Genomic DNA, 26,032 nt, shown 5'->3' with positions numbered 1-26,032 from the left:
AGTGTCTCACCTGACCGCGTGTCCTAGCCGAGAGTCTCGCACCTTACACTCCAATCAACTTGTCAATGAAGAAAAGAATAACTTAAATGCAAAAGCATAAACTTATTGTCTTTAGTCTTCAACAATATAATTTGCAAAATAATTCAGCTGAAAATACTTTTTTCTATAATTCCGTACGTCATTTTATTTTCTTCGTGATAGAATAATAGATAATGAATGTTTTTAAGTGAGGTAGGTGACAACGTGGCCAAGACCATTGCAGTAGCCAACCAGAAAGGCGGAGTCGGAAAAACGACTACGTCGGTCAACCTTGGTGCATGCTTAGCATATTTCGGTAAAAAAGTATTGCTCGTAGACATAGATCCTCAAGGAAACGCGACAAGTGGCGTAGGTGTAGATAAAGGGGATATCGACCAGTGTATCTACAATGTTCTCGTCGAGGATGTAGAAGTAAAAGACGTGATCGTCGAGACCATCTGTGAAGGTTTACATATCCTACCGTCGACGATACAGCTTGCTGGAGCTGAGATCGAACTCGTACCAACGATCTCTCGAGAAGTTCGGTTAAAAAGAGCGTTAGAAAAGGTAAGTGCTAATTATGATTTTATTATTATTGATTGTCCGCCATCATTAGGACTGCTTACCATCAACTCATTAACAGCTTCTGACTCAGTCATCATACCTGTTCAGTGTGAGTATTACGCGCTAGAAGGTTTAAGTCAGCTTTTAAACACTGTACGACTTGTACAAAAGCATTTAAATACTGATCTGATGATTGACGGTGTGCTGCTTACCATGCTGGATGCACGTACAAACTTAGGTATTCAAGTCATTGAAGAAGTAAAAAAATATTTTCAAGATAAAGTGTATGAAACCATCATACCAAGAAACGTTAGACTATCTGAAGCGCCGAGTCACGGGAAACCGATCATCATCTATGATCCGAAATCCAGAGGTGCTGATGTTTATTTAGATTTTGCGAAGGAAGTGATCGGCATTGGTGAAAGGGTTAGGTAAAGGGCTGCATGCCTTCTTTCCTCCAACAGAAGCAGGGGAAGAAGAGCAGATCAAAGAAGTCAGTATATCAGAGCTAAGGCCAAATCCGTATCAGCCCCGAAAAGTGTTTGACCAAAAAGCCATTGAAGAACTAAAAGAATCCATTATTGAACATGGGATTCTACAACCCATTGTTGTGCGAAAAAGTATTAAAGGGTTTGAAATCGTTCTAGGAGAAAGACGGTTCCGCGCGGCTTCAGAAGCGGGATTGAAAGTCATCCCTGTGATCGTAAAAGATTATGACGAACAAAAAATGATGGAAGTTGCTCTTATTGAGAACTTGCAGCGTGAAGATCTCAATCCTGTTGAAGAGGCTCAAGCGTATCAGAAGCTGATGGAACACTTAAAACTGACGCAAGAAGAGTTAGCTACTCGTGTTGGAAAGAGTCGTCCTCACATCGCAAACCACATTCGTTTGCTTCAGCTTCCAAAACCTGTTCTTGAACTCTTGTCCAACGGGCAAATATCAATGGGACATGGACGAGCATTGCTAGGTCTTAAGAAAAAGACGAAGATGCAGCTTGTTGTTGACCGGGTAATGAATGATAACTTAAACGTGAGACAGCTTGAAAAGTTGATCTCTGATATTAATATGAATGTTTCACGTGGAACAAAGAAAAAAACAGTTCCAGCGAACGTTTTCTTTCAAGAAAAAGAATCTTCTTTACGCGATCGTTTTGGTACTTCAGTTTCGATTAAAAAATCAAAACGAAAAGGGAAAATTGAAATCGAATTCTTTTCACAAGATGACCTGGAACGCATTTTAGAACTGTTAGAAAAGTAAGCAGAAAACCATCTCTTAGGTGGTTTTCTTTTTTACTATTTCTAAATGAGTTTTCTTAAAGAATCCTGGAACGGGGATCAACTACATTCAAGCTAACTAATAATCAACAGAGAAAGTATGTACCTTGAATCTATCTTTATAGTAATCAAAGATGACCAACTTAGATAGGAGAGCATAAAAAAATGTCACTGTTAGGAACGATAGTTAACGGTATTGCAATTATTGCAGGAAGCTTTTTAGGATTATTTTGGACCAATATTTCTGATCGTTATAAAGATACGATCTTACAAGCGATGGCATTAGCTGTGACGATCTTGGGAATCGGGATGGGTCTGAAGAGCGAGCAGTTCTTAATCGTGATCGCAAGTTTGGCGGTCGGAGGCGCTCTCGGTGAATGGTGGAATCTTGAAGAGCGATTGAACGCGATTGGAAAGTGGCTAGAGACGAAGGTCGGAAAACAAGATAAAGGATCGGTTGCTACCGGTTTTGTAACGGCTACGCTTGTGTTTGTTGTAGGAGCGATGTCGATCGTGGGTGCTCTTGATAGCGGTCTTAGACAACAGCATGATGTTCTTTATACAAAAGCGCTGATCGATGGATTCTGTGCAATCCTGTTTACTTCAACGCTCGGCATAGGAGTCATGTTTTCTGCTATACCAGTCGTTTTATATCAAGGAATGATCGCCTTGATGGCTACACAGATCGATCGCTTCGTTTCTCAAGAATTGATGGATGCCCTAATTGTAGAGATAACAGGTACGGGTGGAATCATGATCGTAGCGATCGGACTTAATTTACTTGGAATAGCTAAGATTCGTGTTGCAAACCTTCTGCCTGGCTTACTCATCGCAACGATTCTAGTTTTTATCGTTGAAAAATGGGAAAGCATTCTAGCGTTCTCCGAAGGGTTGATGTAAACAAAAAAGCCGCCTCTATAGTAATCCTAGAAGCGGCTTTTGCTATTGAATTTTGTAGATGTCTTGTGGACGAGATTCGGTGCTTGTCATCATGTTTTTTTGCTGAATCTTTTTACGTAAACAAGCCATATGAAGGGAATCAGCGATGAGATCAGCCATCTTCATCACAATGCTGAGTCGTGTGTTTTGGAGAACAAAGTACTCCATAAAACCACTGACGTTTACGATACCTGTAATATGCATATCACCAACAGGCGGCAGCTGTTTGTTAACGCCAGCCCCTGGTTTAACAGGTCCATCGTTGATCGAAACCATGCCAACGTGGTTTAATCGACCTAAACAAGCATCAATTCCTATAACAAAAGCACCTGGATGCTCAGTAGCGATCATCTTTAACTTTTCTTCTAAATTCACCGCATGAACAGGATCATCTAGTGTGCCGTAAACAAAGAATGGGAATGTATCTTTGTTGTGCAACCTTGTACCAACTAGAGGGCCTAATGCATCGCCTGTCGACCTGTCTGTTCCTATACAGACAACGACAACTGGCTGATGAGCTGATTCCGGAAGCATAGGTAAAATTTGTTCGGTGATTCTGAGCATCGCTTCCTTGTCTTCGTGGTGCAATTTATATTGAATGGGTTTCCCTAATCCCAGCTTCCGTTTGAGGAACATGACATCCTCTCCTTTATAATGGTTCTACTAGTATACGGAAGAAATCCTTTTCTTATACATGGTAGAATACAATAATCACAGACTTTTGTTTAAAGTCTATACCCGTTTCCCCTGCACTCGTAACTCTAGAAGTTTTTCTAGAAGCAGGTTGCGTAATTACATTTGATATTCTCAGCAAAAGCTGATTAAATAATTTCATAATCAAAGAGAGGAAGATGATCCATTGGCAGGTGCGAATTTACCGGAAACTGCAGAAAAGGCTGTCACGATTTTTTCCGATAAAGAATGGTGGACAGGCATTGCTACTACGAGCTTAAAGATCGTAGGAATCATAATACTCGCCATTATCTTTAAATATATTGTAAAAGCAGCGATAGCTAATGTATTTAAAGTTCGACTGAAATCTCCTCTTCGTTTAAGTGAGAGAAGAGAGAACACTCTGTTTAGACTGTTAGATAATGTTGCTTCTTATGTGATTTATTTTGTAGCGATCTTAACCATCCTAACGGAGTTTGGTGTAGATATTAAAGCCATTCTTGCCGGTGCCGGAGTGGTTGGTCTAGCGATTGGTTTTGGTGCCCAAAGTCTTGTTAAGGATATCATTACAGGCTTTTTCATCATCTTCGAAAATCAGTTCTCAGTTGGAGACACGGTACGAATCACAAACTTTGAAGGAACTGTTGAAGAAATCGGATTAAGAACAACAAAAATTAAAAGCTGGACAGGAGAATTACATATCCTGCCGAATTCGTCTATCACAGAAGTTACGAATTTTTCTGTTCATAACAGCATTGCGGTCGTTGACTTGAGCATTGCTTATGAAGAGGATATCGATAAGGCTCAAACGATAATTCAAGAAGTTGTGAAGAATGCTAAGCCGAACTATCCTGAGATGGTCAAAGAACCAGAAGTATTGGGCGTGCAGATGCTCGGGGCCTCAGAAGTTGTAATCCGTGTTACTGCAGAGGTACTTCCTATGACACACTTTAAGATCGCTCGTGAACTTCGTAAAACGCTGAAACATGAGCTTGAAGTAGCAGGGATTGAGATTCCATATCCAAAAATGGTCACGTATCAAAAAGAACCATTACCAAAAGAAAATAAATAAGGGAGAGCTGATTATGCAGCAAAAAGAGTTTCAACTTCACGATGAAGTAGAAATGAAAAAACAGCATCCATGTGGAACGAATCGTTGGAAAGTCATTCGAATGGGTGCCGATATTAGGATTAAGTGCATGGGATGTCAGCATAGCGTGATGCTCCCAAGAGCTGAGTTCGCTAAGAAAATAAAAAAAGTTCTAGCCTCTCCTGGCGAGTAACAATTCCTGTTTCACGTGAAACAAAAAACACGTCTTGAAAATTTAATAAATGATTAAACGTTTGAGCCGGGTTACAAGACCCGGTTCTTCTTGTTTTTTAAGATGATAAAACCTATAATTGGGAAGGATATTTTTTTATTAAATGAAAAGTCTTAGGTTTCTAAGCTTTATATAAAACAGAGGAGTGAATGAACAGTGGCTCTTACAACTGGAATCGTTGGTTTGCCGAACGTTGGTAAATCTACATTGTTTAATGCTATTACACAAGCGGGTGCTGAATCTGCTAACTATCCGTTCTGTACGATCGATCCGAACGTTGGAATCGTTGAAGTACCAGACAACCGTCTTCAAAAATTAACAGAGATGGTACAGCCCAAAAAAGTAGTTCCTACAACTTTTGAATTCACAGATATCGCTGGAATCGTAAAAGGGGCGAGTAAAGGAGAAGGATTAGGAAACAAATTCTTATCTCACATCCGTCAAACAGACGCGATCCTTCAAGTTGTTCGTTGTTTTGATGATGAAAACATTACGCACGTACACGGAAAAGTGAATCCGATCGATGATATTGAAGTTATCAACCTAGAGCTCATCTTTGCTGATCTAGAGTCGATCGACAAGCGTGTTGCACGTGTTGAAAAGCTTGCAAAGTCTAAAGACAAAGAAGCAGTAGCGGAGTTTGCTGTTCTTTCAAAAATCAAAGAAGCTCTTATGCAAGAACTTCCGGCACGAAGTGTTGATCTAACACCTGAAGAGAAGAAGATTGTTCACACGATGCACCTTCTTACAATGAAGCCGATCCTTTATGTTGCTAACGTGAGCGAAGATGAGCTCCTAGAAGGTACGAACGAGCATGTTGAAGCAGTTAAAGAATATGCTGCACGTGAAAATGCAGAAGTTATCGTAATCTGTGCAAAAGTGGAAGAAGAAATCGCTGAGCTTGATGGCGACGAAAAGATGGCATTCTTAGGTGAGCTTGGTATCGAAGAAGCGGGTCTTGATAAATTGATCCGTGCTTCTTATTCACTTCTAGGTCTAGCTACTTACTTTACAGCGGGTGTTCAAGAAGTACGTGCTTGGACGTTCCGTAAAGGGATGAAGGCTCCTGCGTGTGCGGGAATCATCCACACGGATTTTGAAAGAGGATTTATTCGTGCAGAGATCGTAGCTTATGATGATCTGATGGCGGCGGGCAACATGGCAGCTGCTAAAGAAAAAGGTAAGGTGCGTCTTGAAGGTAAGGAATATGAGATGAAAGATGGAGATGTAGTTCATTTCCGTTTTAATGTTTAATAAAAAACCTTATGAAAGTCGTTGATTTCCGTTGCAGGTTGCTTCGCTTTCCGCGGGGCGACCGCTGAGCCCCTTGCCGCTTCGCGCCTTTAAGGGTCTCACCTGATCGCTCGTCCCGCAGGAGTCTTACACCTTCCACTACGATCAACTTGTCAGTGAAGTTTTTTAAAAAACAATTTAAAGCATTTTAGATTACGGCCTAAGTAATCTAGAAAAACGAAGGAAAAGCAATCGCTTTTCCTCTTTTTTATGCTTTCTTTTAAGAGATGCTTGTTTTATACAAGATGTTTTGATATAATTCTTTATTGTGAGTTAATTGTCAACAAAATTTGTTATGATGATTTTCTCCTTGCCCGAAATAAATGTTTTGGGCCGCTTAGACCAAAAGGAGGTGAACGGAATGAAAAAGTACGAAATTATGTACATCGTCCGTCCGAATATCGAAGAGGAAGCTCTTAAGGCAACGAAAGAGCGTGCGAAAAGCATCCTAACTGACAACGGTGCGGAGATCGCGAACGAAAAGGAAATGGGTAAAAAGCGTTTAGCTTACGAAATCAATGACTTCCGCGATGGATATTACACGCTATTGGAAGTTAACGCTCCAAACGAAGCGATTAATGAATTCGACCGTCTTATGAAGATCAACGAAGATGTTCTTCGTTTCATGACAATCGTAGACGAAAGAAATTAATCCTTTAAGGAGTGGTTCTGAATGCTAAATCGAGTAGTACTGGTGGGACGTTTAACAAAAGACCCAGAATTAAAGTACACTCCAAACGGTGTGGCAGTTGCTAACTTCACACTTGCTGTTAATCGACCTTTTTCGAATCAGCAAGGTGAGCGCGAAGCAGATTTCATTAACTGTGTCGTATGGCGTAAGCCCGCTGAAAATGTAGCGAACTTCTTGAAAAAGGGATCTCTTGCAGGAGTGGATGGACGTTTGCAAACTCGTTCTTACGAGAACCAGCAGGGTCAAAGAGTGTATGTTACTGAAGTAATGGCAGAAAGTGTTCAATTCCTTGAACCTAAAAACGCTAATGCTGGAGGCCAGCAATATCAAGGCAACAGCAACAACTTTGGTGGACCATCAAATGACCGCGGATTTGGGCAGCAAAATCAGAACCGCAGCTATGGAAGTGACAACGGCTTTGGAGGACAGCAACAACAGCAGAATCCAAAACGTAATAACTTCAACGATGACCCGTTTGCAAATGATGGCACGCCGATCGACATCTCTGATGACGATTTGCCATTTTAAACTAACGTAAACTATGAATCGGAATATATAAAATAAAACTAAAGGAGGGGACCAACTATGGCTGGACGTCGTGGTGGACGCCAAAAGCGTCGTAAGGTTTGTTTCTTCACTGTAAACAAAATCACTTACATCGACTACAAGGACACTGATCTTTTAAAGCGTTTCGTTTCTGAGCGCGGTAAGATTCTTCCTCGTCGTGTAACTGGTACATCTGCTAAATATCAACGTCAATTGACTCGTGCGATCAAACGCTCTCGTCACATGGCATTGTTACCATATGTATCTGAATAAGATCGTTTAAAGAGCGCAGCTGGGTTTCCTGGCTGCGTTTTTTTATTACTTCTTTGAGGTGTGTAGTGTGATTTTTTAAGCTCTCTTCTACCTTAGTAGCATGTAGGTTGTCAGGTGGATGGGGTATTAGGGTAGGGAATCACAGTCGAAAGGTGTCGACTCGCCGGTATATGTGCAAAACTCGCCGGAATATCATGAAAATTCGCCGTATTAAATCTAGAATTTATAGGATTATGAACTGAATTTCTTGAATTAATGTCCTAAATACCCCGCTCAGTATATGTATTGTACACTTGAACTGCATGAATATTTCATTACCATACTTATGATTCCTGAAGTTTCCTTAATAATCCTGCGAAATCTTAAGTTTATCCCGCGAATATCACTTATATTTCCGCGAGTTAACAAAACCACCTCTCTAATCGTTATGTTCTTAGCATTATTGGCATCATTTTTCCTTATTAAATGACCCCACTCAAGCAAACCTTCCATAATTTGTTTACTTCGCTTCAAGTACGTCTATGCTAGAATTATCGTTTAAGTTGAATTACAGCGGTTATGTCACTACAATTAGAACATATGAAGAATTTATGAGGTGAATCATGCGCAATACTAGAGTATTGGTGGAAGGTGCCGTTGTTTCGGGCATTTATACGCTTCTTTTTTTGATCAGTATGTACATACCGTTATTTAGCTTGGTCTCGTTATTTATTTTGCCGCTTCCGTTTATCATCTACTTATACCGGCAAGATCTTAAAGCGGGATTACTTCTATGGGCGGTCACGTTTGGCGTTTCATTGGCGTTTGCGGGGCTTAACGGTATCATTGTTACCCTCTTTGCTGGTTTGACAGGAATCGTGATGGGGGAACTTTATAGAAGAAAAAAACCTGCGTTTGCGGTTCTGCTTGGTGCGAGTTTGTCCAACATCGTGAACATGTTAGGAACGCTTGCTATCGCTCAAGTATTCATGGGCATAAATTTTGTAAAAGAATTAGAGTCTCAGTTTCAAAGTGCGATAGGTACAGCAGAAGACTTTTATAAATCGGGTGGACAAGATCCTTCTCAGATTGAAAAATTTAAAGAGCAAGCAGAATTAATCCCGATGATGCTCCCGACATATATTATCGGGGGAGCTGTTATCCTTGCCTTCTTAACGCATATCGCCGCAAGAATGCTGATGAAAAGAATGCGTTATGATGTGCCATCGTTCCCTCCATTTCGTGAGTGGAACCTGCCAAAATCGTTTTTGTGGTATTATATTATAGCGATTGTTTTAACATTTAGTATGCCTGAAAAGGGTACGTCTTTATATATTGTAACGATAAATTTGTATATGATATTATCGTTTGTACTGATAATACAAGGTTTCACAGTTATTTTTTATTATGCCTGGATAAAGAATTGGAAGAAAAAAAGAATCATATTGTTGATTATACTCTTGTTTTTGCTGAACTCTTTCCTACCGATTCCTCTGGAAGTCGTTAAATTCTTAGGTATAATTGATTTAGGATTCATGATCAAAAAACGGTTGAAACCAAAACAGTAGGAGCTGAAAGTATGCCAAAGTTTTTACTAAAACGGTGGCATGGTTATCCCGTCATCGCCTTATTTGTAACTTCTGTTGTTCTGGTAAGCATCATCACGTATTTTCATTGGATGATCGGAATGGCAGGCTTCGTGCTGCTCGGCGGTTTGTTTTATTATGCCATGAAAGCCGAAGCTAGTTTTCAGGAGGAGCTGGGCGATTATATATCGACGCTTTCTCACCGCTTGAAGAAGGTGGGAGAAGAAGCGTTGATGGAAATGCCGATCGGGATTATTTTGTATGATGAGGATTTTAAGATCGAATGGGCAAATCCTTACATGGGAGCCCTCATTGAAGAAGAGTCCTTTATCGGCCATTCTCTAAACCATGTTTCAGAAGAACTGATTCCTCATATCAAGAGTGATGCGAAGGAAGAAGTTATTAAGATTAACACACATAGATTTCAAGTAAACTTTAAGAAAGAAGATAGACTGCTTTACTTTTTTGATGTGACCGAGCAGTTAGATCTTGAACGTTTGTATGATGAAGAACAAACGGTCATGGCGATTATCTATCTCGATAACTATGAAGAAGTAACGCAAGGACTAGATGACCAGTTTCGATCAACGATCAACTCAAAAGTTACGTCTGTGTTGAATGAATGGGCGAACGTACATGGCATCTTCCTTAAACGAACGTCTTCTGAGCGGTTTTTAGCTGTATTTAACCAACGTATTCTCTATGAGTTGGAAAAGAATAAATTCAGCGTACTTGATGAGGTGAGAGAGTCTACATCTAAGCAGAATATCTCTCTTACGCTCAGTATCGGGGTTGCAGCTGGAACATCCTCACTTCCTGAGCTCGGACAGCTATCTCAATCCAGTCTAGATCTTGCTCTTGGACGCGGAGGCGACCAGGTTGCGATCAAGCAAACGAACGGAAAAGTGCGTTTCTATGGAGGAAAGACAAATCCTGTTGAGAAACGTACCCGCGTACGTGCCCGCGTCATTTCTCATGCACTCAGTGAATTGGTGGCAGATAGCGACAAGGTTATCATCATGGGGCATAAGAATCCGGATATGGACTCTATCGGTTCTGCAATCGGGATTTTAAAGGTCGCTCAGGTGAATGGAAAAGATGGATATATCGTACTTGATCAAGCGAATATCGACATTGGCGTTCAGCGCTTGATGGATGAGCTGAAAGAAACGGAATCAATCTGGAAGTATTTCATCTCGCCTGAAGAAGCACTCGAGCTTGCCTCGCGCGACACGCTTCTCGTCGTAGTGGATACACATAAACCGACAATGGTTATTGAAGAAAAGCTGTTGTCTAAGCTTGATCATGTTGTCGTCATCGATCACCATCGCCGTGGTGAAGATTTCATTAAAGATCCAGTGCTTGTGTACATGGAGCCTTATGCTTCTTCTACGGCAGAGCTCGTGACCGAACTTCTCGAATATCAGCCGAAGAGACTGAAGATGCGTATGCTTGAAGCAACGGCCCTTCTTGCGGGTATTATCGTTGATACGAAGAGTTTTACCCTCAGAACAGGTTCTCGTACGTTTGATGCGGCATCTTATTTAAGGGCGCATGGTGCAGACACGATTCTTGTTCAAAAGTTCTTAAAAGAAGATTTAAACACGTATACAAGACGTTCCAAACTCATTGAGAGTGCGGATGTTTATAAAAAAGGCATCGTTATTGCCAAGAGCTCTCCTGAGGATGCGTACAATCAAGTAGTTATCGCTCAGGCAGCAGATATACTATTAACGATGAACGGCATTCAAGCATCCTTTGTTATTGCAAATCGCATTGACGGCAAAGTAAGCATCAGTGCTCGTTCACTTGGGGACATCAACGTGCAGATGATCATGGAGAGACTAGAAGGCGGAGGACATCTTACAAACGCTGCCTGCCAGATTGAGAACAGCTCGATTGATGAAGCGGAAAAACACTTAAAGTTAATCATTGATGAGTATATTGAAGGGGGAGAAGAGGAATGAAAGTAATTTTTCTTCAAGATGTAAAAGGTAAAGGTAAAAAAGGCGAGGTTAAGAACGTTTCTGAAGGATATGCACGCAACTTCTTATTTCCAAAAAACCTAGCTTCAGAAGCTACATCTGGCGCGATGGCGACACTTCAAGGTCAACAAAAGAGCGAAGAGAAGAAACAACAAGCTCAATTAGAAGAGGCTGAAGCATTGAAAGCAAAGCTTGCTGAGATGACCGTTACGATCAAAACGAAGACAGGTGAAGGGGGCCGCGTTTTCGGTTCTGTGACAAGTAAACAGATTGCTGATGGCTTGAAAGAGCAAGGGATCAAGATTGATAAGCGTAAGATTGAGCTTGCTGAGCCGATTAAAGCACTCGGGTATACGAATGTTTCGATTAAAGTGCATCAACAAGTTACGGCCACTGTTAAAGTACACGTAACAGAAGAATAAAAGAGCCGGGTTTTCCCGGTTTTTTTGCGGGGTTATGAAAGTTGTTGATCTCCGCTCCAGGTTGCTCGCTTTCCGCGGGGCAATCGGTGAGCCACTTGCCGCTACGCGCCATTAAGTGTCTCACCTGACCGCTTGTCCCGCAGGAGTCTCGCACCTTGCGCTCCAATCAACGTATACTTGGAGCCAAAACCAAACTAATTTAAAGCTTTTAAACCATATATAAACCATTACTAGTAAAGAAAGGAGGAACTTACATGAGTGATTTATTTGCTGACCGTATACCGCCGCAGAATGTTGAAGCGGAGCAGGCTGTTCTTGGTGCGATCTTTTTAGAGCCCGAAGCTCTTATTACGGCTTCTGAGATCCTGCTTCCGGAAGATTTTTACCGCGCTACTCATCAAAGAATCTATCGCGTGATGCTCGATCTTAACGCAAAAGGTGAGCCGGTCGATCTGATCACGGTTACGTCAGAGCTTCAGGACAAGAACCAGCTAGATGAAGTCGGCGGTTTATCCTTTTTATCAGAGTTGGCTGATAGTTCTCCTACGGCTGCGAACATCGAGTATTACAGCAAGATTGTTGAAGAGAAGTCTCTTCTTCGCCGTTTGATCCGTACAGCAACAGATATTACCGCGAACAGCTATGCGCGTGAAGAAGAAGTAGAGGCAATCCTGAACGAAGCGGAGAAATCGATACTAGAAGTAGCAAACCGTAAGAACACGAGTGCTTTTACAGCGATTAAGGATGTTTTGGTTCACGCTTACGACAACATTGAAGCTCTTCATAACCGTAAAGGTGATATAACGGGGATACCGACAGGCTTTAACGACTTGGACCGAATGACGGCTGGGTTTCAACGAAATGATCTGATCATCGTTGCCGCTCGTCCATCCGTTGGTAAAACCGCGTTTGCTCTAAACATCGCGCAGAACGTTGCGACAAAGACAGATGAGAATGTAGCCATATTCAGTCTAGAGATGGGTGCTGAACAGCTTGTTATGCGTATGCTTTGTGCAGAGGGCAATCTAGATGCACAGCGTCTTCGTACAGGGTCACTGTTACCCGAAGACTGGCAGAAGCTTACGATGGCTATGGGTAGCTTGTCGGCGGCAGGTATCTATATCGATGATACACCGGGTATCCGTATTAACGATATCCGTGCCAAATGTCGTCGTCTGAAGCAGGAGAAAGGCCTAGGAATGATTTTGATCGATTACCTGCAGCTTATTATGGGTAGCGGAAAATCAGGTGAAAACCGCCAACAGGAGGTTTCTGAGATCTCTCGTTCCCTTAAAGCACTTGCTCGTGAGCTGGAAGTGCCGGTTATCGCTCTTTCACAGTTATCACGTGGTGTTGAATCTCGTCAGGACAAGCGTCCGATGATGTCCGATATTCGTGAATCAGGTTCTATTGAGCAGGATGCCGATATCGTTGCCTTTTTATATCGTGACGATTACTATGATAAAGAATCAGAAGCGAAGAATATCATCGAGATCATCATCGCTAAGCAGCGTAATGGTCCAACAGGAACGGTAGAGCTCGCTTTCGTAAAAGAATATAACAAGTTCGTTAACCTGGACAGGCGGCACGATGAGAGTGCCATACCGCCAGGCGCATAAAAAAGCAGCTGGGAATTATTCCGGCTGCTTTTGTATTTCTTTAATTTTATTTTCTGTTAACCACATTTCTATTCTGCTTTTCACTTTATCTTTTTGAAACGTCTGCCATTTTTCATTTAGGTTCAATTCACTTACTTTTTCGGTAAAACGTTTAAAAGGCTCTTCCTTATTTAACGCATGAAGCAGTTCGTTGTTTTGATGAAAGCTCTCAAACTCAACCATCCAGCTGAAGGATTCAACATTCATCACTTTTGGAATCTCAAGAAATCGCTCTGGTTCTTCAGCATCTAAAAATTCTAGGTTGGGAAGACCACCTGGCTCGATCGCATCAAACAATATCGTTTGTTCATTTTTATCTAAATAATAGATGTGGTTTGCTTTTGTATCCATATAAGCTACCATTAATTTGTCGATAAGCAAAGAATCGTACCTCCTAAAAAAGGTGAATACTACAGGATACGATAAGGTTTTCGATCTTCTGGCTATAGACATGTAAAATTATTACGAACGAAAATATCATTTTTTCTTTTATTGTTCGTGTTTATAATTGACTTCTCTCAGATATATTGCTAAACTAAGCATGGTTTTCAAGATTAGATGATAAATTCGTCAATCGTTAATTTCATGGAGGTGCAACAACCATGTCATCAGTAGTAGTAGTAGGAACACAATGGGGAGATGAAGGAAAAGGTAAAATTACCGATTATCTCTCAGAAAAAGCAGAAGTAGTAGCTCGATACCAAGGCGGTAACAACGCTGGTCATACAATTGTATTTGAAGGAAAGAAGTATAAGCTTCACCTTATTCCATCTGGAATCTTTTATAAAGATAAAATTTGCGTGATCGGAAACGGAATGGTTGTCGATCCGAAGGCAGTTCTTGAAGAACTTGCATACCTTCACAGCCACGGAGTGAGTACGGACAACCTTCGTATCTCTAACCGTGCGCACGTGATTCTTCCTTATCACCTTCGTCAAGATATCTTAGAGGAAGAGAGCAAGGGCGCTAACAAGATCGGTACAACGAAAAAAGGAATCGGTCCTGCATACATGGATAAAGCAGCTCGTATCGGAATCCGTATCGCTGACCTTTTAGATCGTGAAGAATTTGAAGAGAAGTTAGAGCGCAACTTAGCGGAAAAGAATCGTTTATTCGAACGCATCTACGAATCAGAAGGCTTCACAAAAGAAGAGATCTTAGATGAGTATTATGAATACGGTCAACAAATTAAAAAATATGTAGTAGATACATCAGTTGTTCTGAACGATGCATTAGACGATGGCCGTCGCGTTCTTTTTGAAGGTGCACAAGGTGTAATGCTTGATATCGACCAAGGAACATATCCGTTCGTTACATCTTCGAACCCTATCGCTGGTGGAGTAACAATCGGTTCTGGTGTTGGTCCGTCTAAGATCAATCATGTTGTTGGTGTCTCAAAAGCTTATACAACACGTGTTGGTGATGGTCCTTTCCCAACTGAACTTCATGATGAGATCGGTAATCAAATTCGTGAAGTTGGCCGTGAGTACGGTACAACGACAGGACGTCCGCGTCGTGTAGGTTGGTTTGACGCAGTGGTTGTGCGTCATGCTCGCCGTGTTTCAGGTATCACTGATCTTTCTTTGAACTCAATCGACGTCCTAACAGGTATTGAAACGCTGAAGATCTGTGTAGCCTACAAATACAAAGGTGAACTAACGTATGAATTCCCAGCGAGCCTTAAAGAGCTTGCTCAATGTGAGCCTGTATTTGAAGAAATGCCAGGCTGGACGGAAGATATTACAGGTGTGAAGGATCTTGGAGAGCTTCCAGAAAACGCGCGTCATTATGTAGAGCGTATCTCGCAAGTAACTGGTATTCCACTTTCTATCTTCTCAGTTGGACCAGACCGTGCACAAACAAACATGGTACGTGGCGTATTCGCTTAAATAATTTGTGGCCCCTTGTTGAAACGAGGGGCTTTATTTTTGATGAATGGGGAATGCTTTCGTGAGTATTTTTAAGCATTTGAAAGTTTTTTTGAAAAATATATAGAAAACATATTGCCAAAGCTTCGATATCGTGATAAAGTAACACTTGTCGTGAAAAAACGACAAACGTTTAAAACAAAGCACGAGCCATTAGCTCAGTTGGTAGAGCATCTGACTTTTAATCAGAGGGTCGAAGGTTCGAGTCCTTCATGGCTCACCACTTTTTTAAAAAAGTGGCCCGTTGGTCAAGCGGTTAAGACACCGCCCTTTCACGGCGGTAACACGGGTTCGAATCCCGTACGGGTCACCATTTTTTCTTTAAGTAAATAAAAGCATTTAAAAGTGGACTCGTGGTGTAGTGGTTAACATGCCTGCCTGTCACGCAGGAGATCGCCGGTTCGACCCCGGTCGGGTCCGCCACTTTTTTTTGGCTCGGTAGCTACGAGCGTTACAGCACGAATTAGCTGCGAGTTGTCTCGACGTATACACTGCTTAGAAAAGCTTGTAGAGGAAGAGACACAGTAATTAAATAAAACCAAAAATTTTGGTTTTTGAAAATTTTTGGCTCGATAGCTCAGATGGTAGAGCAGAGGACTGAAAATCCTCGTGTCGGCGGTTCGATTCCGTCTCGAGCCACCATTTTACTTTAAATCCTAAAACATGTTGCATGTTCCTTGAAAAGGGAGCATGCTTTTTTTATTTCTTTATGTAAGGTCGGTCGTCGTTAGGGAGGGTATTAATCAAATCCATTCTTGTCGAGAATGATCGAATGGCCTTTATTTTAGCTTTTAGACTTAATTGCTATCGATTTTGACTTAATTTTTTTTGTTTTAACTTAATTACATCACGATTAGGCTTAATTTACAGTTCGAGTACCCTGCTGGGTATGTGCGTTACCCCACTCCTACCTCACAAACAACACCGATAGACCTCCAAAAAAGCGTGCAGAGATGAATGCACAGAACCATTCAGCTTCTTCACACTAAGATTCATAACATTTTCACTCCAAGATGGATTTTTAATACTGATAAAGAGGGATAAGTACTCAATCGTTCGAATATAGTGTATCAATTGGGATGAGGAAGGTAGTGATCATACAGATGGAATTTGAATGGGCGCTGTATTTGATCGCGAGTTACCTTGTTGGTTGCATCATGACAGGGTTTCTTGTAGCAAAGCTTATAAAAGGCGTTGATTTACGGTTGTTAGGCAGCGGAAATATAGGAGCGCGGAATGCTGGCAGAGTATTAGGGCCATCAGGATTCGTACTCACGTTAGCTGGCGACATTCTAAAAGCGGCTGCGGTCGTTTGGGCAGGAATACAATTTCAATATCCACCATATATACAGCTTCTCGGTTTTTTAGCGGTGATTCTAGGGCATCTCTATCCGATCTTTCTTCGTTTTCATGGTGGAAAGGGAGTGGCTTCCTTTATCGGAGGGATGATTATTTTTCACCCGATATCTGCGATCCTCGTAGCAGCTGCGTTTCTACTCTTTTATGGGATTAAAAGAAGTCTAACCGTAGCGGGACTTTTTGCCTTTGCACTCACACCTTTCTTCTACTGGCTGTTTGAAAAGCAGTGGCTTGAGACCTTGCTTCTGATTCCAATCAGCTTCCTTGTTGTGTATGTTCAAAAAGAAGATATAAAAGAACGCATCAAATTAACGGAATAGGTGTTAAAAAAGGGTATAAATCGGTGAATTTATGCTCTTTTTTATGTCGTTTATTTACAGTTGCATTACAAAATCCCTGAAATTCTGACAAAGCGAAATTCCTTATGATAGGATACTAGAGGTGCTAAAGACATAAGTACCAGTAGGTCTTTAGGCATATTTTAGAGATAGCAGAGAGAATCTTTAGGGGGAAATAGAAAAAAGTGAATAGTCGAAAAACCACTGAAAGATTTATTAAATATATCGCACTGCCGTTTGTTGCAGTGATTTTAATAGTGTCAGCATTCACGATGAATCCATCTAATACATCCGCGAGTAGTGACGATAACCAGTTGATTAAAACGGTGTATCACGTTTATGTAGATGGAAAGAAGGTTGGTACGGTTCGTGAAGAAAGTGTTGTCGATGAGACAGTCGACCAAATTCTCCAACAGGCAAAAGGTAGAAAGAATAACTTTACTTTTGCGGTGAGAGAGTCTATCGAGCTTAAGCCTGAAAAGATGTTCAGACCAGAGTTCGATAACGAAGAAGTAAGAGACAACCTGAAGAAGCAGTTAACGGTTGAAGTTGAGGCTTATCGTTTAGTCGTTGGCGGACAAACTGTTGCGTATGTTTCTAGCAAAAAAGAAGCGAAAGATACGTTGCTGAAGCTAAAGCTTGAGCATGTCTCAAAGCCTGAGCTAGATGACATTGAAAAAAAGAAAGCTGAGAATGAAAAGCTTGAAGTACCGGACTTAAAGCCGGGAGAACGAAAAGTGGTTGATATCGACTTTTCTTCGCCAGTTCTTATTCAAAAAGCGCAAACATCCATCAGTGAGCTCGTTACAGTAGATGATGCCATTTCTTCTTTAAAAGAAGGCAGTCTGCACAAAAAAGAGCATATGGTTCAAAAGGGAGAAACGGTTCAGTCCATCATTGAAAAATATCACTTAACGATGGATCAGTTCTTTACGCTAAACCCAAGGCTTATGCTAGTACCCGTTGTTCGTACGGGACAGGCAGTAACCGTTACAGAGAAAAAGCCTTTTACTGAAGTACTCGTATACGAGGCAACGCGTGTTCAGAATGAACTTCCTTTCCAGGTAGAGAAACAAGAAGACAATACGCTGGAAAAAGGACAGATCAAAACGGTTCAAAAAGGACAAAATGGATTAGAAGATATTACGTATACAACAAGAAAAGCCGATAATAAAGTGCTACAAAAAGAGATTTTAGAGAAGAAGCAAGTGAAAGAACCGGTTAAGGAAATTCAAAAGATTGGTACGAAAGTAATTCCTTCTAAAGGGACAGGCACTCTTTCTTGGCCCGCTGTAGGTGGATATATTTCTAGCCATAAAGGTACGCGTTGGGGTAAAGAGCATAAAGGAATGGATATTGCTCGACCTTCAGAACGATCGATCCTAGCTGCAGATAACGGTAGAGTTGTTTCTGCTGGATGGGATGGAGATTATGGGAACAAGATTATCATTGATCACAATAACGGCATGAGAACCATTTATGCGCATCTTGATTCGATATCTGTATCAGCAGGTGATGTGGTGCAGAAGAGGTCTAAGATTGGTGTGATGGGTTCAACGGGTCAATCCACTGGTGTGCATTTGCATTTTGAAGTGTATGAGAACGGTGTGCTAAAAGATCCAGCTGACTTTGTAAGTGAAAATTAAAGTAAGGTTAAAGTAGGTTGATTTTCGTTTCAGATGCTCGCTTTCCGCGGGGCAGGCGGTGAGCCACATTCGGACGTTTCACTTTTAAGTGTCTCACCTGCCCACCTGTCCCGCAGGAGTCTCGCATCTTACACTACAATCAACCATGCAATGAAGATAAATAACAAACAAGCCTCTTAGGAACAACAGCTTCCTAGGAGGTTTTTCATGCTCAAAACGAATAGAATTACTTTCAATATGTCTTTCACACACCGAAATTCCGACGGTAATCTTATGTGAAACCAACTTTTCTTTGTCTAAAATTAGAAGGTTTTGCTAGTAGTATGGAGAAAGTTTCAACTGTGATAAAATAGTAGAGATACCATATAATCGATACTACAAAATATTCTGCTATATATAAAATAGAGTTTCCGAAGAAGGAGCGTTCTCATGGATAAGAAAATTCTCGTTGTGGATGATGAAAAGCCCATTGCAGATATTCTGCAGTTTAATCTTGAAAAAGAAGGTTTTACCGTAACCTGCGCGTATGATGGCATCAATGCGTTAGAAAAGGTAGAAAAAGAGAAGCCGGATATGATTTTACTAGATATCATGCTTCCCCTAAAAGACGGCATGGAAGTTTGTCGTGAAATTCGTAAAAAGTACGATATGCCGATTATTATGCTTACAGCAAAAGACTCTGAAATTGATAAAGTATTAGGTTTAGAACTTGGTGCAGATGATTATGTGACGAAGCCGTTCAGCACGCGAGAATTAATCGCACGTGTTAAGGCTAACCTGCGCCGTCATCAGCAGGAATCTGAGCGTGAAGTAGATGAGAACAACGAGATCACGATCGGTTCTCTTACGATTCATCCTGATGCGTATATCGTGACTAAACGTGGTGAAACGATCGAGTTAACACATCGTGAATTTGAACTGCTGCATTATTTAGCAAAACATATCGGACAAGTGATGACGCGTGAACACTTGCTTCAAACGGTATGGGGATATGACTATTTTGGTGATGTAAGAACAGTCGATGTAACGGTTCGTCGTCTGCGCGAAAAAGTAGAAGATAATCCAAGTCACCCATTATGGATCATTACAAGACGCGGAGTGGGGTATTACTTAAGAAATCCTGATCAGGAGTAGTCATGATGGATAAAGTCAATTTTTTTAAATCAATACACGTTAAGTTTGTATTGATTTATGTATTGCTCATCTTAATAGCCATGCAAGTGATCAGTGTTTATTTTATTAACAATTTAGAATCTGATCTTCGGCAGAGCTTCTCTAAATCACTGTACGATAGAGTGAATTTATTAGAGTTTAACGTTGAGCAAAAGATGAAGGACAAAGATCGATACAAAGATAAAAAAGCCGAAGATGGCGAATCTCCAATAACGCTTGAAGAAGATATTCAAGCGTTAATTGACGAGGAGTTCGAAGAGAAAGAGATCCAGGTACTTAATGAAGATGGAACGGTACTTGCGAGTAATAAACTGCAATTGGTGGGGCAGATCAGCTTCAATCCTAAAATCAAGCTTGCTCTTGAAGGAACGGTCGATGATGAGATCATGCTTCATGAAGGAGAGCGGGTCATGGTGCTCGCCAAACCGATCAAGATTGATGCAACCGGTGAAAACATTGGTGCCATCTATTTGGTAGCTTCTATTGAAGGCATCTTTAAACAGATCTCTCGTATCAATAGTATTCTAGTGACCGGAACCGTAATCGCCCTTATTATTACTGGACTTCTAGGGGTCTTTTTAGCACGTACGATCACTCGTCCTATGGCAGATATGAGAAAGCAAGCTCTTGTTATGGCAAGAGGGGACTTTTCTCGAAAAGTTCAGCTGTATGGAGACGATGAGATCGGTCAGCTTGCTATGACCTTCAACAACTTAACAACAAAGCTTCAGGAAGCAACGGCCATTACAGAGAGTGAACGTAGAAAGCTGCGTTCCATTCTTACGTACATGACAGATGGTGTGATTGCTACAGACCGTGACGGAGCGATTATCCTGATGAACGACCGATCTGAAGAGATGCTGAACATATCCAGGCAGAACGCGCTAGGAACGCCTCTTATGGAGTTATTACGCTTAAATACGGAATACACGTGGGAAGAACTTTATAACGAATACGAATCCATGCTGCTCGATTTTAGTACAGACGACATGCATTATGTGGTGCGAGCAAACTTCTCCACGATACAAAAGGATGATGGGCCAATCAATGGTCTTATTTGTGTTCTTCATGATGTTACTGAACAAGAACAGATCGATAATGAACGACGTGAGTTTGTGTTCAACGTTTCACACGAACTAAGAACACCGCTGACGACGATGAGAAGTTATCTAGAGGCGCTGGCTGAAGGGGCGTGGCAAGATGAGAACATCGCTCCTCGTTTCTTAGAAGTGACTCAGAATGAGACAGAACGTATGATCAGGCTCGTAACCGATCTGCTTCAATTATCAAAAATGGACAGCAAAGATTATCGATTTAACTTTTTTGAGATTGATCTGGTTGAATTCTTGAACGGCATCATCGATCGTTTTGAGATGCTTGAAAAGGAAAACATCGAACTTTCCAGGTCCCTGCCTAAGCATAAGATCAATGTTCAACTGGATACGGATAAGATGACACAAGTGCTTGATAATATCATCTCGAACGCAATGAAATATTCTCCCGAAGGTGGAACGATCACCTTTAACGCTGCCGTAATTGGGCGCAAAGTGAAGGTAAGTATTTCCGATCAAGGTGTTGGAATTCCGAAGAATAACGTTTCAAAGATCTTTGATCGATTCTTTAGGGTAGACCGTGCCCGTTCTCGAGATATTGGAGGCACTGGCCTTGGTCTCGCGATCGCAAAAGAAATCGTACTTGCCCATGGCGGAGACATCTGGGCAGAAAGTGAGTGGGGCCAAGGAACGACCATCCACTTTACTCTTCCTTTAAAAAAGGTTAAGGAGGGGCTGCAACAATGAACTGGTTAAAGTGGATTACACATGCAAAAGAAGTGATCACTTTTTTCAAAAAGAATTATGAACATATCAAATCGATCGCGCTTATTTTCTTGATTGGATTGAGTCTTGTTCTTACATGGAGCTTATGGACATTTAAACCGAGCTATCCATCGCTAGAGGGAGCTCGTATCGTTAAAAAACAAGAAGTTGATGTTGAAGCTGAAGTGAAACAGCTCGTCTATCCGACACAGGTAATCTATCATAGCGGAAACGATTTATATGGACTTGAAGCAAACAGTTTAATAAGAGATTTCCATATGGGATTAAATGAAACCAAATTTATGTTTGATACGGGTGCCAAAAGCAGCAGATCGTTCGATCCGGACGAAAAATTCTTACGAGACAACAAGTACGTGGAGATAATTTATCCTACCGGAATCACTCAAGATATTTATAAAGAAATTTTCTCATTTGAAACAGATGTTCAAGGAAAGCTTCCTAAAATGGACCGTATATTCTTATATCAGGATAAGTTAACTGATAGTATTGAAGGCTATCTAGTTTCCTATCAAGCACCGAGAAAAATGCAAAAGATTACAGCTGCCAACAATAAGCTTAATCCGTTAATAAAAAATATGGATGAGTGGGTGGAGAACGGAAGCTTTACGCCATATATCAACTATGATGTTGAGACTGCCGATAAAGAAGGCCAGGCTGAGGTAACAAAAAGATACTATTTCCCTAAGAACTCTCTAGAGCTGACTCGTTATACGTATTTTTCAAACTCTACAGGCGAGGACACGTACGAAATGTACAAGAAGGCTCTATTTAAAGACCCATTAGCTGTGAAAAGTGCTTCTGATAAGAATCAGATCACATACGCAGATGGTACTGCTGCAATGGTTGTTAACGAGGTTATGAATCGTTTTACGTATACAAATTTTTCCGGCAATCGAAACCAGAATTCAACACCAAATATATCGCCGCTTTATCAGTCCAAAGATTACATTAACACTCATGCTGGATGGGGGAACCCCTACATTCTATCCGACTTAACAGGAGATTCAGCTGGCTTCTGGTTATTTATTGAGAATTTGCCTGTATTGGACCCAGAGATGCAAATGAGTTTAGTATGGCTTGAGAATGAATTAAAAGAATACCAACGATCACTAACTCAGTTACAATTAGGCCAAAAACCAGATCTATCACAGAAAATGACGATTCCATCGGGATTTGAAGTCATTAAAGAGCTTGAAGAAAAAGAATACAACATGAACTATATCCAGGATATTCGAATCGGATTAACGATGAAAAAGCAAAAACAACCACACATCTATCGATTAGAACCTCAATGGTTTATCAATTCGAATATTGATTCAAAAGGATGGCGACCATTATTCACAGAGACGGGAAAGGAAGGATTTTAATTGAATTGGCAAAGAACAAAAAGTATTTTTATCCTTACCTTTCTTGTCTTAAATCTATTTTTAGGTTATCAGCTCTATCAAAAGAACGACATTAACAACATCTCCAGACTTACGGAACAGCCTTTAGAAGAGAGATTAGCGAACAACAAAATTTCACTTTCAGAAAAGCTGCCAAAATATAAAGAAAAACAAACCTTAATCAGTGCACAGCGTTACAAATTTTCTGAGGAAGAAAAGAAATCTCCTTCTAAGAATGTATCACTGGATAAGGAAGAGAGCACAGACATCACCCTTCATTATGATCTTACCAAACCGATGGATCTTCCGAAAAAGGATTCAAAAGATCTGATCTCAGAGCTTAATCAATTTGCAGAAGAGAACATTTCACGCGGCAAGGAATACGCTTTTTACGAATGGGATAAAGAGAGCAACACCGTGTGGTTTACCCAGGTCTATCAAGAAAAAAGAATCTTCTATAACCCTACTAATTTTGGTATTGTTGCGGATGCAAAAGATTATGATGCACCTAACGGAATGCTTAAGTTCAAACTCGATGACAAAGGAAACCTTACTAATTTAACGCAAACCTATCTCTTTATTACGAGACAAGGTGCTTTTCAACAGATCATATCACCTAGTAAGGCGCTTGAAAAATTATTAGAAACGAACCCTAAAAAAGGTGATCATATACAAAGAGTAGAGCTTGGCTACTATAGCCTTGTTGGTGAAGGGGAAGTTCAAGTTTATACACCTACTTGGTTCATAAAAACCAAGAACGGACAGTATTTAGTTAATGCGACTGACAGTTCCATTCAAGTTTTGACGGAAAAGGCAGAGTAGAGAGGAACATGCGGTTATGAGTTTAAAATTTAGCGTTCTTGCAAGCGGCAGTTCGGGAAACGCTGTTTACGTTGAAACCGAACAAACACGCTTGCTCGTGGATGCGGGCTTAAGTGCCAAACAGATTCAGATTTTATTTGAAAAAGCAGCATGTGGTGAGGTTGCCGACATTGACGGAATCCTCGTCACGCATGAACATAGCGACCATATTAAAGGACTCGGTGTGCTCGCTCGAAAATTTAAGCTACCGATCTATGCGAACAAAAACACGTGGAATGCCATGAACGGTCTGATTGGAGAAGTGGCGACCGAGCAAAAGTTTGAGTTTGAGATGGAAAGTGTTAAAACGTTCAACGATTTAGAAGTTGAATCTTTTGGCGTGTCACATGATGCGGCTGAGCCCATGTTCTATGTATTCCATCACAACGGTCGAAAACTTGCGCTCATGACGGATACGGGCTATGTGAGCGATCGTATGAAGGGAATTATTCGTGACAGCCACTCGCTCGTGATTGAATCGAACCATGACATCAACATGCTCATGATGGGACGATATCCGTGGAACATTAAACGCAGAATCTTAGGGGACCATGGTCATATTTCAAACGAAGATTGTGGACATGCTCTCGCTGATGTAATCGGTGACGGCACGAAACATATCTACCTTGCTCACTTGAGTAAAGATAACAACATGAAGGATATTGCTCGCTTAGCTGTAGAGCAGACGTTAAAAACGTATGATATTTCAGCGGGTGAACAAGTGATTCTGCATGATACAGATGCGAGTCAGCCTACAAAATTGGCTTTAGTATAAAATACTTACTTGTTTAAAGTAAGCCGTTTCCGGAAATAACAATAAGTGTGGGAAATTATGAAAAATAACCCAAAATGTCCATAATTTCAGGACTAATTGCTTATACTAGGTTATGAATTCATCCATTTTATTGTTGAAAGGAACGGTGAGGAGCATATGGGCTATTACGATGATGATTATGAATCACCATCTCGACAAAAAGGAAACCGTGGAGGAAAGTTTCTACCAGCTTTACTAGGAGCTATTTTAGGCGGTTTGCTTGTCCTATTTACAGTACCTGCACTAGGAGGAGCTGGTCTTTTACCAGACAATCTGTATCCTCCGAACGAAGAACAAAACGGTCTAGGTACTGACGAAGATGTAGAACAGCGAAAAGTGGATGTCGATCTGACTACGAATGTAACAGATGCCGTTGATAAAGCATCTGGAGCGGTAGTGGAAGTCATCAACATTCAGCAGACTGATTTTTGGAGCCAGCAGCCAGCAGGCACGGGATCAGGTGTTATTTATAAAAAAGAAGGCAACAAAGCGTATGTAGTAACAAACGATCATGTTGTTGCGGACGCGAACCAGATTGAGATCACGCTTAGCAACGGAACGAAGCTTAAAGGTACATTACGCGGAACCGATCCTCTGATGGACTTAGCTGTAGTTGAGATTGATGGCAGCAAGGTCGATAGTGTAGCGGAATTTGGCGTGTCAGGTGACTTAAAACGTGGTGAACCTGCCATCGCGATCGGTAACCCACTCGGAAATTTCCCTGGATCAGTCACACAAGGTATCGTTTCGAGTGCGGACCGTTCGATTCCAGTTGATCTGGATCAAGACGGAAATCCTGATTGGCAAGCTGAAGTTATTCAAACAGACGCAGCGATCAACCCTGGTAACAGCGGTGGAGCACTGATTAACATCGCAGGTCAGGTGATCGGTATCAACTCTTCTAAAATCGCACAGAACGAAGTAGAAGGAATCGGATTTGCTATTCCATCTGATGTGGCAAAACCGATCATTGAAGACCTTGAGAACTATGGTGAAACACGCAGACCGTTCTTAGGCGTTAACATCATTCCACTTTCTCAAGTGAACACGTATCAGCGTGAACAAACGCTGAAGATTCCAGACAGCGTACAAGAAGGTGTAGTTGTTATGGAGATCACGTCAGCTTCACCAGCAGCTCGTGCGGGTATTAAGGAAATGGACGTAATTGTCAAGATGGGTGGAGAGAAGATCAAAGACCCAATCGCTCTTCGTAAGTTCCTTTATACAAAAGCGAAGATTGGTGATGAGGTGGATGTGACGTTCTATCGTGATGGGAAGAAGAAGACCGTGAAAGTTGAATTGAGCGGTGGTAATCAATCTCAATAAAAGTGGGAACAGGGGGCTTTAAGGTCTCCTGTTTTTTCTTTTTGGTGAGGCTCTGGTGACTTTAAGAGTGAGTTGATTTCCGTTTCAGGTTGCTCGCTTTCCGCGGGGCAGGCGGTGAGCCACATTCGTACGTTTCACTCT

The 26,032-nt window shown here is 41.3% G+C and carries 24 protein-coding genes and 4 tRNA genes; 26 read left to right on the top strand and 2 right to left on the bottom strand.

Going from position 1 to position 26,032, the window contains the following annotated elements; genetic code table 11:
• The first annotated feature begins 243 nt into the window (after positions 1-243).
• From ACOZ9X_RS18835 to ACOZ9X_RS18825, 3 genes are all read left to right on the top strand, one after another.
• Complete coding sequence (locus ACOZ9X_RS18835; protein ID WP_066399544.1) at positions 244-1,017, top strand: ParA family protein; 774 nt, start codon at positions 244-246, stop codon at positions 1,015-1,017.
• Positions 998-1,840, top strand: coding sequence for a ParB/RepB/Spo0J family partition protein (locus ACOZ9X_RS18830; protein WP_423419521.1), 843 nt, complete (start codon positions 998-1,000; stop codon positions 1,838-1,840). Before ACOZ9X_RS18835 ends, ACOZ9X_RS18830 begins: the two co-directional genes overlap by 20 nt.
• Positions 1,841-2,022: 182 nt before the next feature.
• A complete protein-coding gene (locus ACOZ9X_RS18825) occupies positions 2,023-2,757 on the top strand; it encodes a DUF554 domain-containing protein (RefSeq protein ID WP_423419520.1) in 735 nt (244 codons plus the stop codon).
• A 42-nt stretch (positions 2,758-2,799) separates the two neighbouring features.
• On the opposite strand, the gene yyaC is transcribed toward ACOZ9X_RS18825, so the two are convergent.
• Positions 2,800-3,432, bottom strand: a complete 633-nt coding sequence (yyaC, locus tag ACOZ9X_RS18820; RefSeq protein WP_423419519.1) for a spore protease YyaC — start codon at positions 3,430-3,432, stop codon at positions 2,800-2,802.
• 223 nt (positions 3,433-3,655) lie between these two features.
• Here yyaC and ACOZ9X_RS18815 point away from each other — a divergent pair, with 223 nt between their 5' ends.
• The 10 genes from ACOZ9X_RS18815 (at position 3,656) to dnaB (ending at position 13,184) form a co-directional block, all read left to right on the top strand.
• Entirely contained in the window at positions 3,656-4,540 is an 885-nt protein-coding gene (locus ACOZ9X_RS18815) for a mechanosensitive ion channel family protein (RefSeq protein ID WP_423419518.1), read from the top strand.
• Positions 4,541-4,553: 13 nt separating this feature from the next.
• Positions 4,554-4,751, top strand: a complete 198-nt coding sequence (locus ACOZ9X_RS18810) for a DUF951 domain-containing protein (protein ID WP_137791311.1) — start codon at positions 4,554-4,556, stop codon at positions 4,749-4,751.
• 195 nt (positions 4,752-4,946) lie between these two features.
• Complete coding sequence (gene ychF / locus ACOZ9X_RS18805) at positions 4,947-6,044, top strand: redox-regulated ATPase YchF (RefSeq protein ID WP_144696568.1); 1,098 nt, start codon at positions 4,947-4,949, stop codon at positions 6,042-6,044.
• A gap of 400 nt (positions 6,045-6,444) precedes the next feature.
• A complete protein-coding gene (rpsF, locus tag ACOZ9X_RS18800) occupies positions 6,445-6,735 on the top strand; it encodes a 30S ribosomal protein S6 (protein ID WP_066399533.1) in 291 nt (96 codons plus the stop codon).
• A gap of 21 nt (positions 6,736-6,756) precedes the next feature.
• Positions 6,757-7,302: a single-stranded DNA-binding protein gene (ssb, locus tag ACOZ9X_RS18795; protein WP_066399530.1), complete on the top strand. Its 546-nt coding sequence runs from the start codon at positions 6,757-6,759 to the stop codon at positions 7,300-7,302.
• Positions 7,303-7,359: 57 nt separating this feature from the next.
• Positions 7,360-7,593 carry a 30S ribosomal protein S18 gene (gene rpsR / locus ACOZ9X_RS18790; protein ID WP_066399523.1) on the top strand — a complete coding sequence of 78 codons (234 nt, stop codon included), beginning with the start codon at positions 7,360-7,362 and terminating at the stop codon, positions 7,591-7,593.
• Positions 7,594-8,195: 602 nt separating this feature from the next.
• Positions 8,196-9,140, top strand: a complete 945-nt coding sequence (locus ACOZ9X_RS18785; RefSeq protein ID WP_423419517.1) for a YybS family protein — start codon at positions 8,196-8,198, stop codon at positions 9,138-9,140.
• 11 nt (positions 9,141-9,151) lie between these two features.
• Positions 9,152-11,125: a DHH family phosphoesterase gene (locus tag ACOZ9X_RS18780; RefSeq protein WP_423419516.1), complete on the top strand. Its 1,974-nt coding sequence runs from the start codon at positions 9,152-9,154 to the stop codon at positions 11,123-11,125.
• Positions 11,122-11,565, top strand: a complete 444-nt coding sequence (rplI, locus tag ACOZ9X_RS18775; RefSeq protein WP_197132754.1) for a 50S ribosomal protein L9 — start codon at positions 11,122-11,124, stop codon at positions 11,563-11,565. The genes ACOZ9X_RS18780 and rplI overlap by 4 nt, the downstream gene beginning before the upstream one ends.
• 254 nt (positions 11,566-11,819) lie before the next feature.
• Positions 11,820-13,184 carry a replicative DNA helicase gene (gene dnaB / locus ACOZ9X_RS18770; protein ID WP_423419515.1) on the top strand — a complete coding sequence of 455 codons (1,365 nt, stop codon included), beginning with the start codon at positions 11,820-11,822 and terminating at the stop codon, positions 13,182-13,184.
• 15 nt (positions 13,185-13,199) lie between these two features.
• Here dnaB and ACOZ9X_RS18765 read toward each other — a convergent pair whose 3' ends face one another.
• Positions 13,200-13,604, bottom strand: a complete 405-nt coding sequence (locus tag ACOZ9X_RS18765) for a UPF0158 family protein (RefSeq protein WP_423419514.1) — start codon at positions 13,602-13,604, stop codon at positions 13,200-13,202.
• A gap of 221 nt (positions 13,605-13,825) precedes the next feature.
• On the opposite strand from ACOZ9X_RS18765, the gene ACOZ9X_RS18760 reads away from it, so the two are divergent.
• From ACOZ9X_RS18760 to ACOZ9X_RS18700, 13 genes are all read left to right on the top strand, one after another.
• Positions 13,826-15,112 carry an adenylosuccinate synthase gene (locus tag ACOZ9X_RS18760; RefSeq protein ID WP_137791304.1) on the top strand — a complete coding sequence of 429 codons (1,287 nt, stop codon included), beginning with the start codon at positions 13,826-13,828 and terminating at the stop codon, positions 15,110-15,112.
• Between the two features lie 186 nt (positions 15,113-15,298).
• A tRNA-Lys gene (locus ACOZ9X_RS18755) sits at positions 15,299-15,374 on the top strand.
• Positions 15,375-15,389: 15 nt separating this feature from the next.
• Positions 15,390-15,464, top strand: a tRNA-Glu gene (locus ACOZ9X_RS18750).
• Between the two features lie 34 nt (positions 15,465-15,498).
• Positions 15,499-15,574 (top strand) — tRNA-Asp (locus ACOZ9X_RS18745).
• A 143-nt stretch (positions 15,575-15,717) separates the two neighbouring features.
• Positions 15,718-15,793 (top strand) — tRNA-Phe (locus tag ACOZ9X_RS18740).
• A gap of 461 nt (positions 15,794-16,254) precedes the next feature.
• On the top strand, positions 16,255-16,830 hold the full coding sequence (locus tag ACOZ9X_RS18735; RefSeq protein WP_423419513.1) for a glycerol-3-phosphate acyltransferase: 576 nt from the start codon (positions 16,255-16,257) through the stop codon (positions 16,828-16,830).
• Positions 16,831-17,033: 203 nt separating this feature from the next.
• Positions 17,034-18,494, top strand: a complete 1,461-nt coding sequence (locus tag ACOZ9X_RS18730; protein ID WP_423419512.1) for a peptidoglycan DD-metalloendopeptidase family protein — start codon at positions 17,034-17,036, stop codon at positions 18,492-18,494.
• 429 nt (positions 18,495-18,923) lie between these two features.
• A complete protein-coding gene (gene yycF, locus ACOZ9X_RS18725; RefSeq protein ID WP_423419511.1) occupies positions 18,924-19,628 on the top strand; it encodes a response regulator YycF in 705 nt (234 codons plus the stop codon).
• 5 nt (positions 19,629-19,633) lie between these two features.
• A complete protein-coding gene (walK, locus tag ACOZ9X_RS18720; protein WP_423419531.1) occupies positions 19,634-21,466 on the top strand; it encodes a cell wall metabolism sensor histidine kinase WalK in 1,833 nt (610 codons plus the stop codon).
• On the top strand, positions 21,463-22,872 hold the full coding sequence (locus ACOZ9X_RS18715) for a YycH family regulatory protein (RefSeq protein WP_423419510.1): 1,410 nt from the start codon (positions 21,463-21,465) through the stop codon (positions 22,870-22,872). The genes walK and ACOZ9X_RS18715 overlap by 4 nt, the downstream gene beginning before the upstream one ends.
• Entirely contained in the window at positions 22,873-23,712 is an 840-nt protein-coding gene (locus ACOZ9X_RS18710; RefSeq protein ID WP_423419509.1) for a two-component system regulatory protein YycI, read from the top strand.
• A 16-nt stretch (positions 23,713-23,728) separates the two neighbouring features.
• Entirely contained in the window at positions 23,729-24,526 is a 798-nt protein-coding gene (locus ACOZ9X_RS18705; protein WP_197132778.1) for an MBL fold metallo-hydrolase, read from the top strand.
• Between the two features lie 156 nt (positions 24,527-24,682).
• The gene (locus ACOZ9X_RS18700) at positions 24,683-25,891 is read left to right on the top strand and encodes a S1C family serine protease (protein ID WP_423419508.1); all 1,209 of its coding nucleotides are present in this window, start codon (positions 24,683-24,685) and stop codon (positions 25,889-25,891) included.
• Positions 25,892-26,032: the final 141 nt, after the last annotated feature.

Source organism: Fictibacillus nanhaiensis, assembly GCF_049537595.1.
In the GTDB taxonomy this organism is placed as follows: Bacteria; Bacillota; Bacilli; order Bacillales; family Fictibacillaceae; genus Fictibacillus; species Fictibacillus nanhaiensis_F.
The sequence above is the reverse complement of the archived record's forward strand: the minus strand, read 5'-3'. Positions and strand labels throughout refer to the sequence as shown.

Excerpts from the sequence above, each read along its gene's own strand:
- ACOZ9X_RS18825 (WP_423419520.1), top strand. The coding sequence starts at position 2,023 with ATGTCACTGTTAGGAACGATAGTTAACGGTATTGCAATTATTGCAGGA.
- yyaC (WP_423419519.1), bottom strand. The coding sequence starts at position 3,432 with ATGTTCCTCAAACGGAAGCTGGGATTAGGGAAACCCATTCAATATAAA.
- ACOZ9X_RS18810 (WP_137791311.1), top strand. The coding sequence starts at position 4,554 with ATGCAGCAAAAAGAGTTTCAACTTCACGATGAAGTAGAAATGAAAAAA.
- rpsF (WP_066399533.1), top strand. The coding sequence starts at position 6,445 with ATGAAAAAGTACGAAATTATGTACATCGTCCGTCCGAATATCGAAGAG.
- ssb (WP_066399530.1), top strand. The coding sequence starts at position 6,757 with ATGCTAAATCGAGTAGTACTGGTGGGACGTTTAACAAAAGACCCAGAA.
- rpsR (WP_066399523.1), top strand. The coding sequence starts at position 7,360 with ATGGCTGGACGTCGTGGTGGACGCCAAAAGCGTCGTAAGGTTTGTTTC.
- ACOZ9X_RS18785 (WP_423419517.1), top strand. The coding sequence starts at position 8,196 with ATGCGCAATACTAGAGTATTGGTGGAAGGTGCCGTTGTTTCGGGCATT.
- ACOZ9X_RS18780 (WP_423419516.1), top strand. The coding sequence starts at position 9,152 with ATGCCAAAGTTTTTACTAAAACGGTGGCATGGTTATCCCGTCATCGCC.
- rplI (WP_197132754.1), top strand. The coding sequence starts at position 11,122 with ATGAAAGTAATTTTTCTTCAAGATGTAAAAGGTAAAGGTAAAAAAGGC.
- dnaB (WP_423419515.1), top strand. The coding sequence starts at position 11,820 with ATGAGTGATTTATTTGCTGACCGTATACCGCCGCAGAATGTTGAAGCG.
- ACOZ9X_RS18760 (WP_137791304.1), top strand. The coding sequence starts at position 13,826 with ATGTCATCAGTAGTAGTAGTAGGAACACAATGGGGAGATGAAGGAAAA.
- ACOZ9X_RS18735 (WP_423419513.1), top strand. The coding sequence starts at position 16,255 with ATGGAATTTGAATGGGCGCTGTATTTGATCGCGAGTTACCTTGTTGGT.
- yycF (WP_423419511.1), top strand. The coding sequence starts at position 18,924 with ATGGATAAGAAAATTCTCGTTGTGGATGATGAAAAGCCCATTGCAGAT.
- walK (WP_423419531.1), top strand. The coding sequence starts at position 19,634 with ATGGATAAAGTCAATTTTTTTAAATCAATACACGTTAAGTTTGTATTG.
- ACOZ9X_RS18715 (WP_423419510.1), top strand. The coding sequence starts at position 21,463 with ATGAACTGGTTAAAGTGGATTACACATGCAAAAGAAGTGATCACTTTT.
- ACOZ9X_RS18705 (WP_197132778.1), top strand. The coding sequence starts at position 23,729 with ATGAGTTTAAAATTTAGCGTTCTTGCAAGCGGCAGTTCGGGAAACGCT.
- ACOZ9X_RS18700 (WP_423419508.1), top strand. The coding sequence starts at position 24,683 with ATGGGCTATTACGATGATGATTATGAATCACCATCTCGACAAAAAGGA.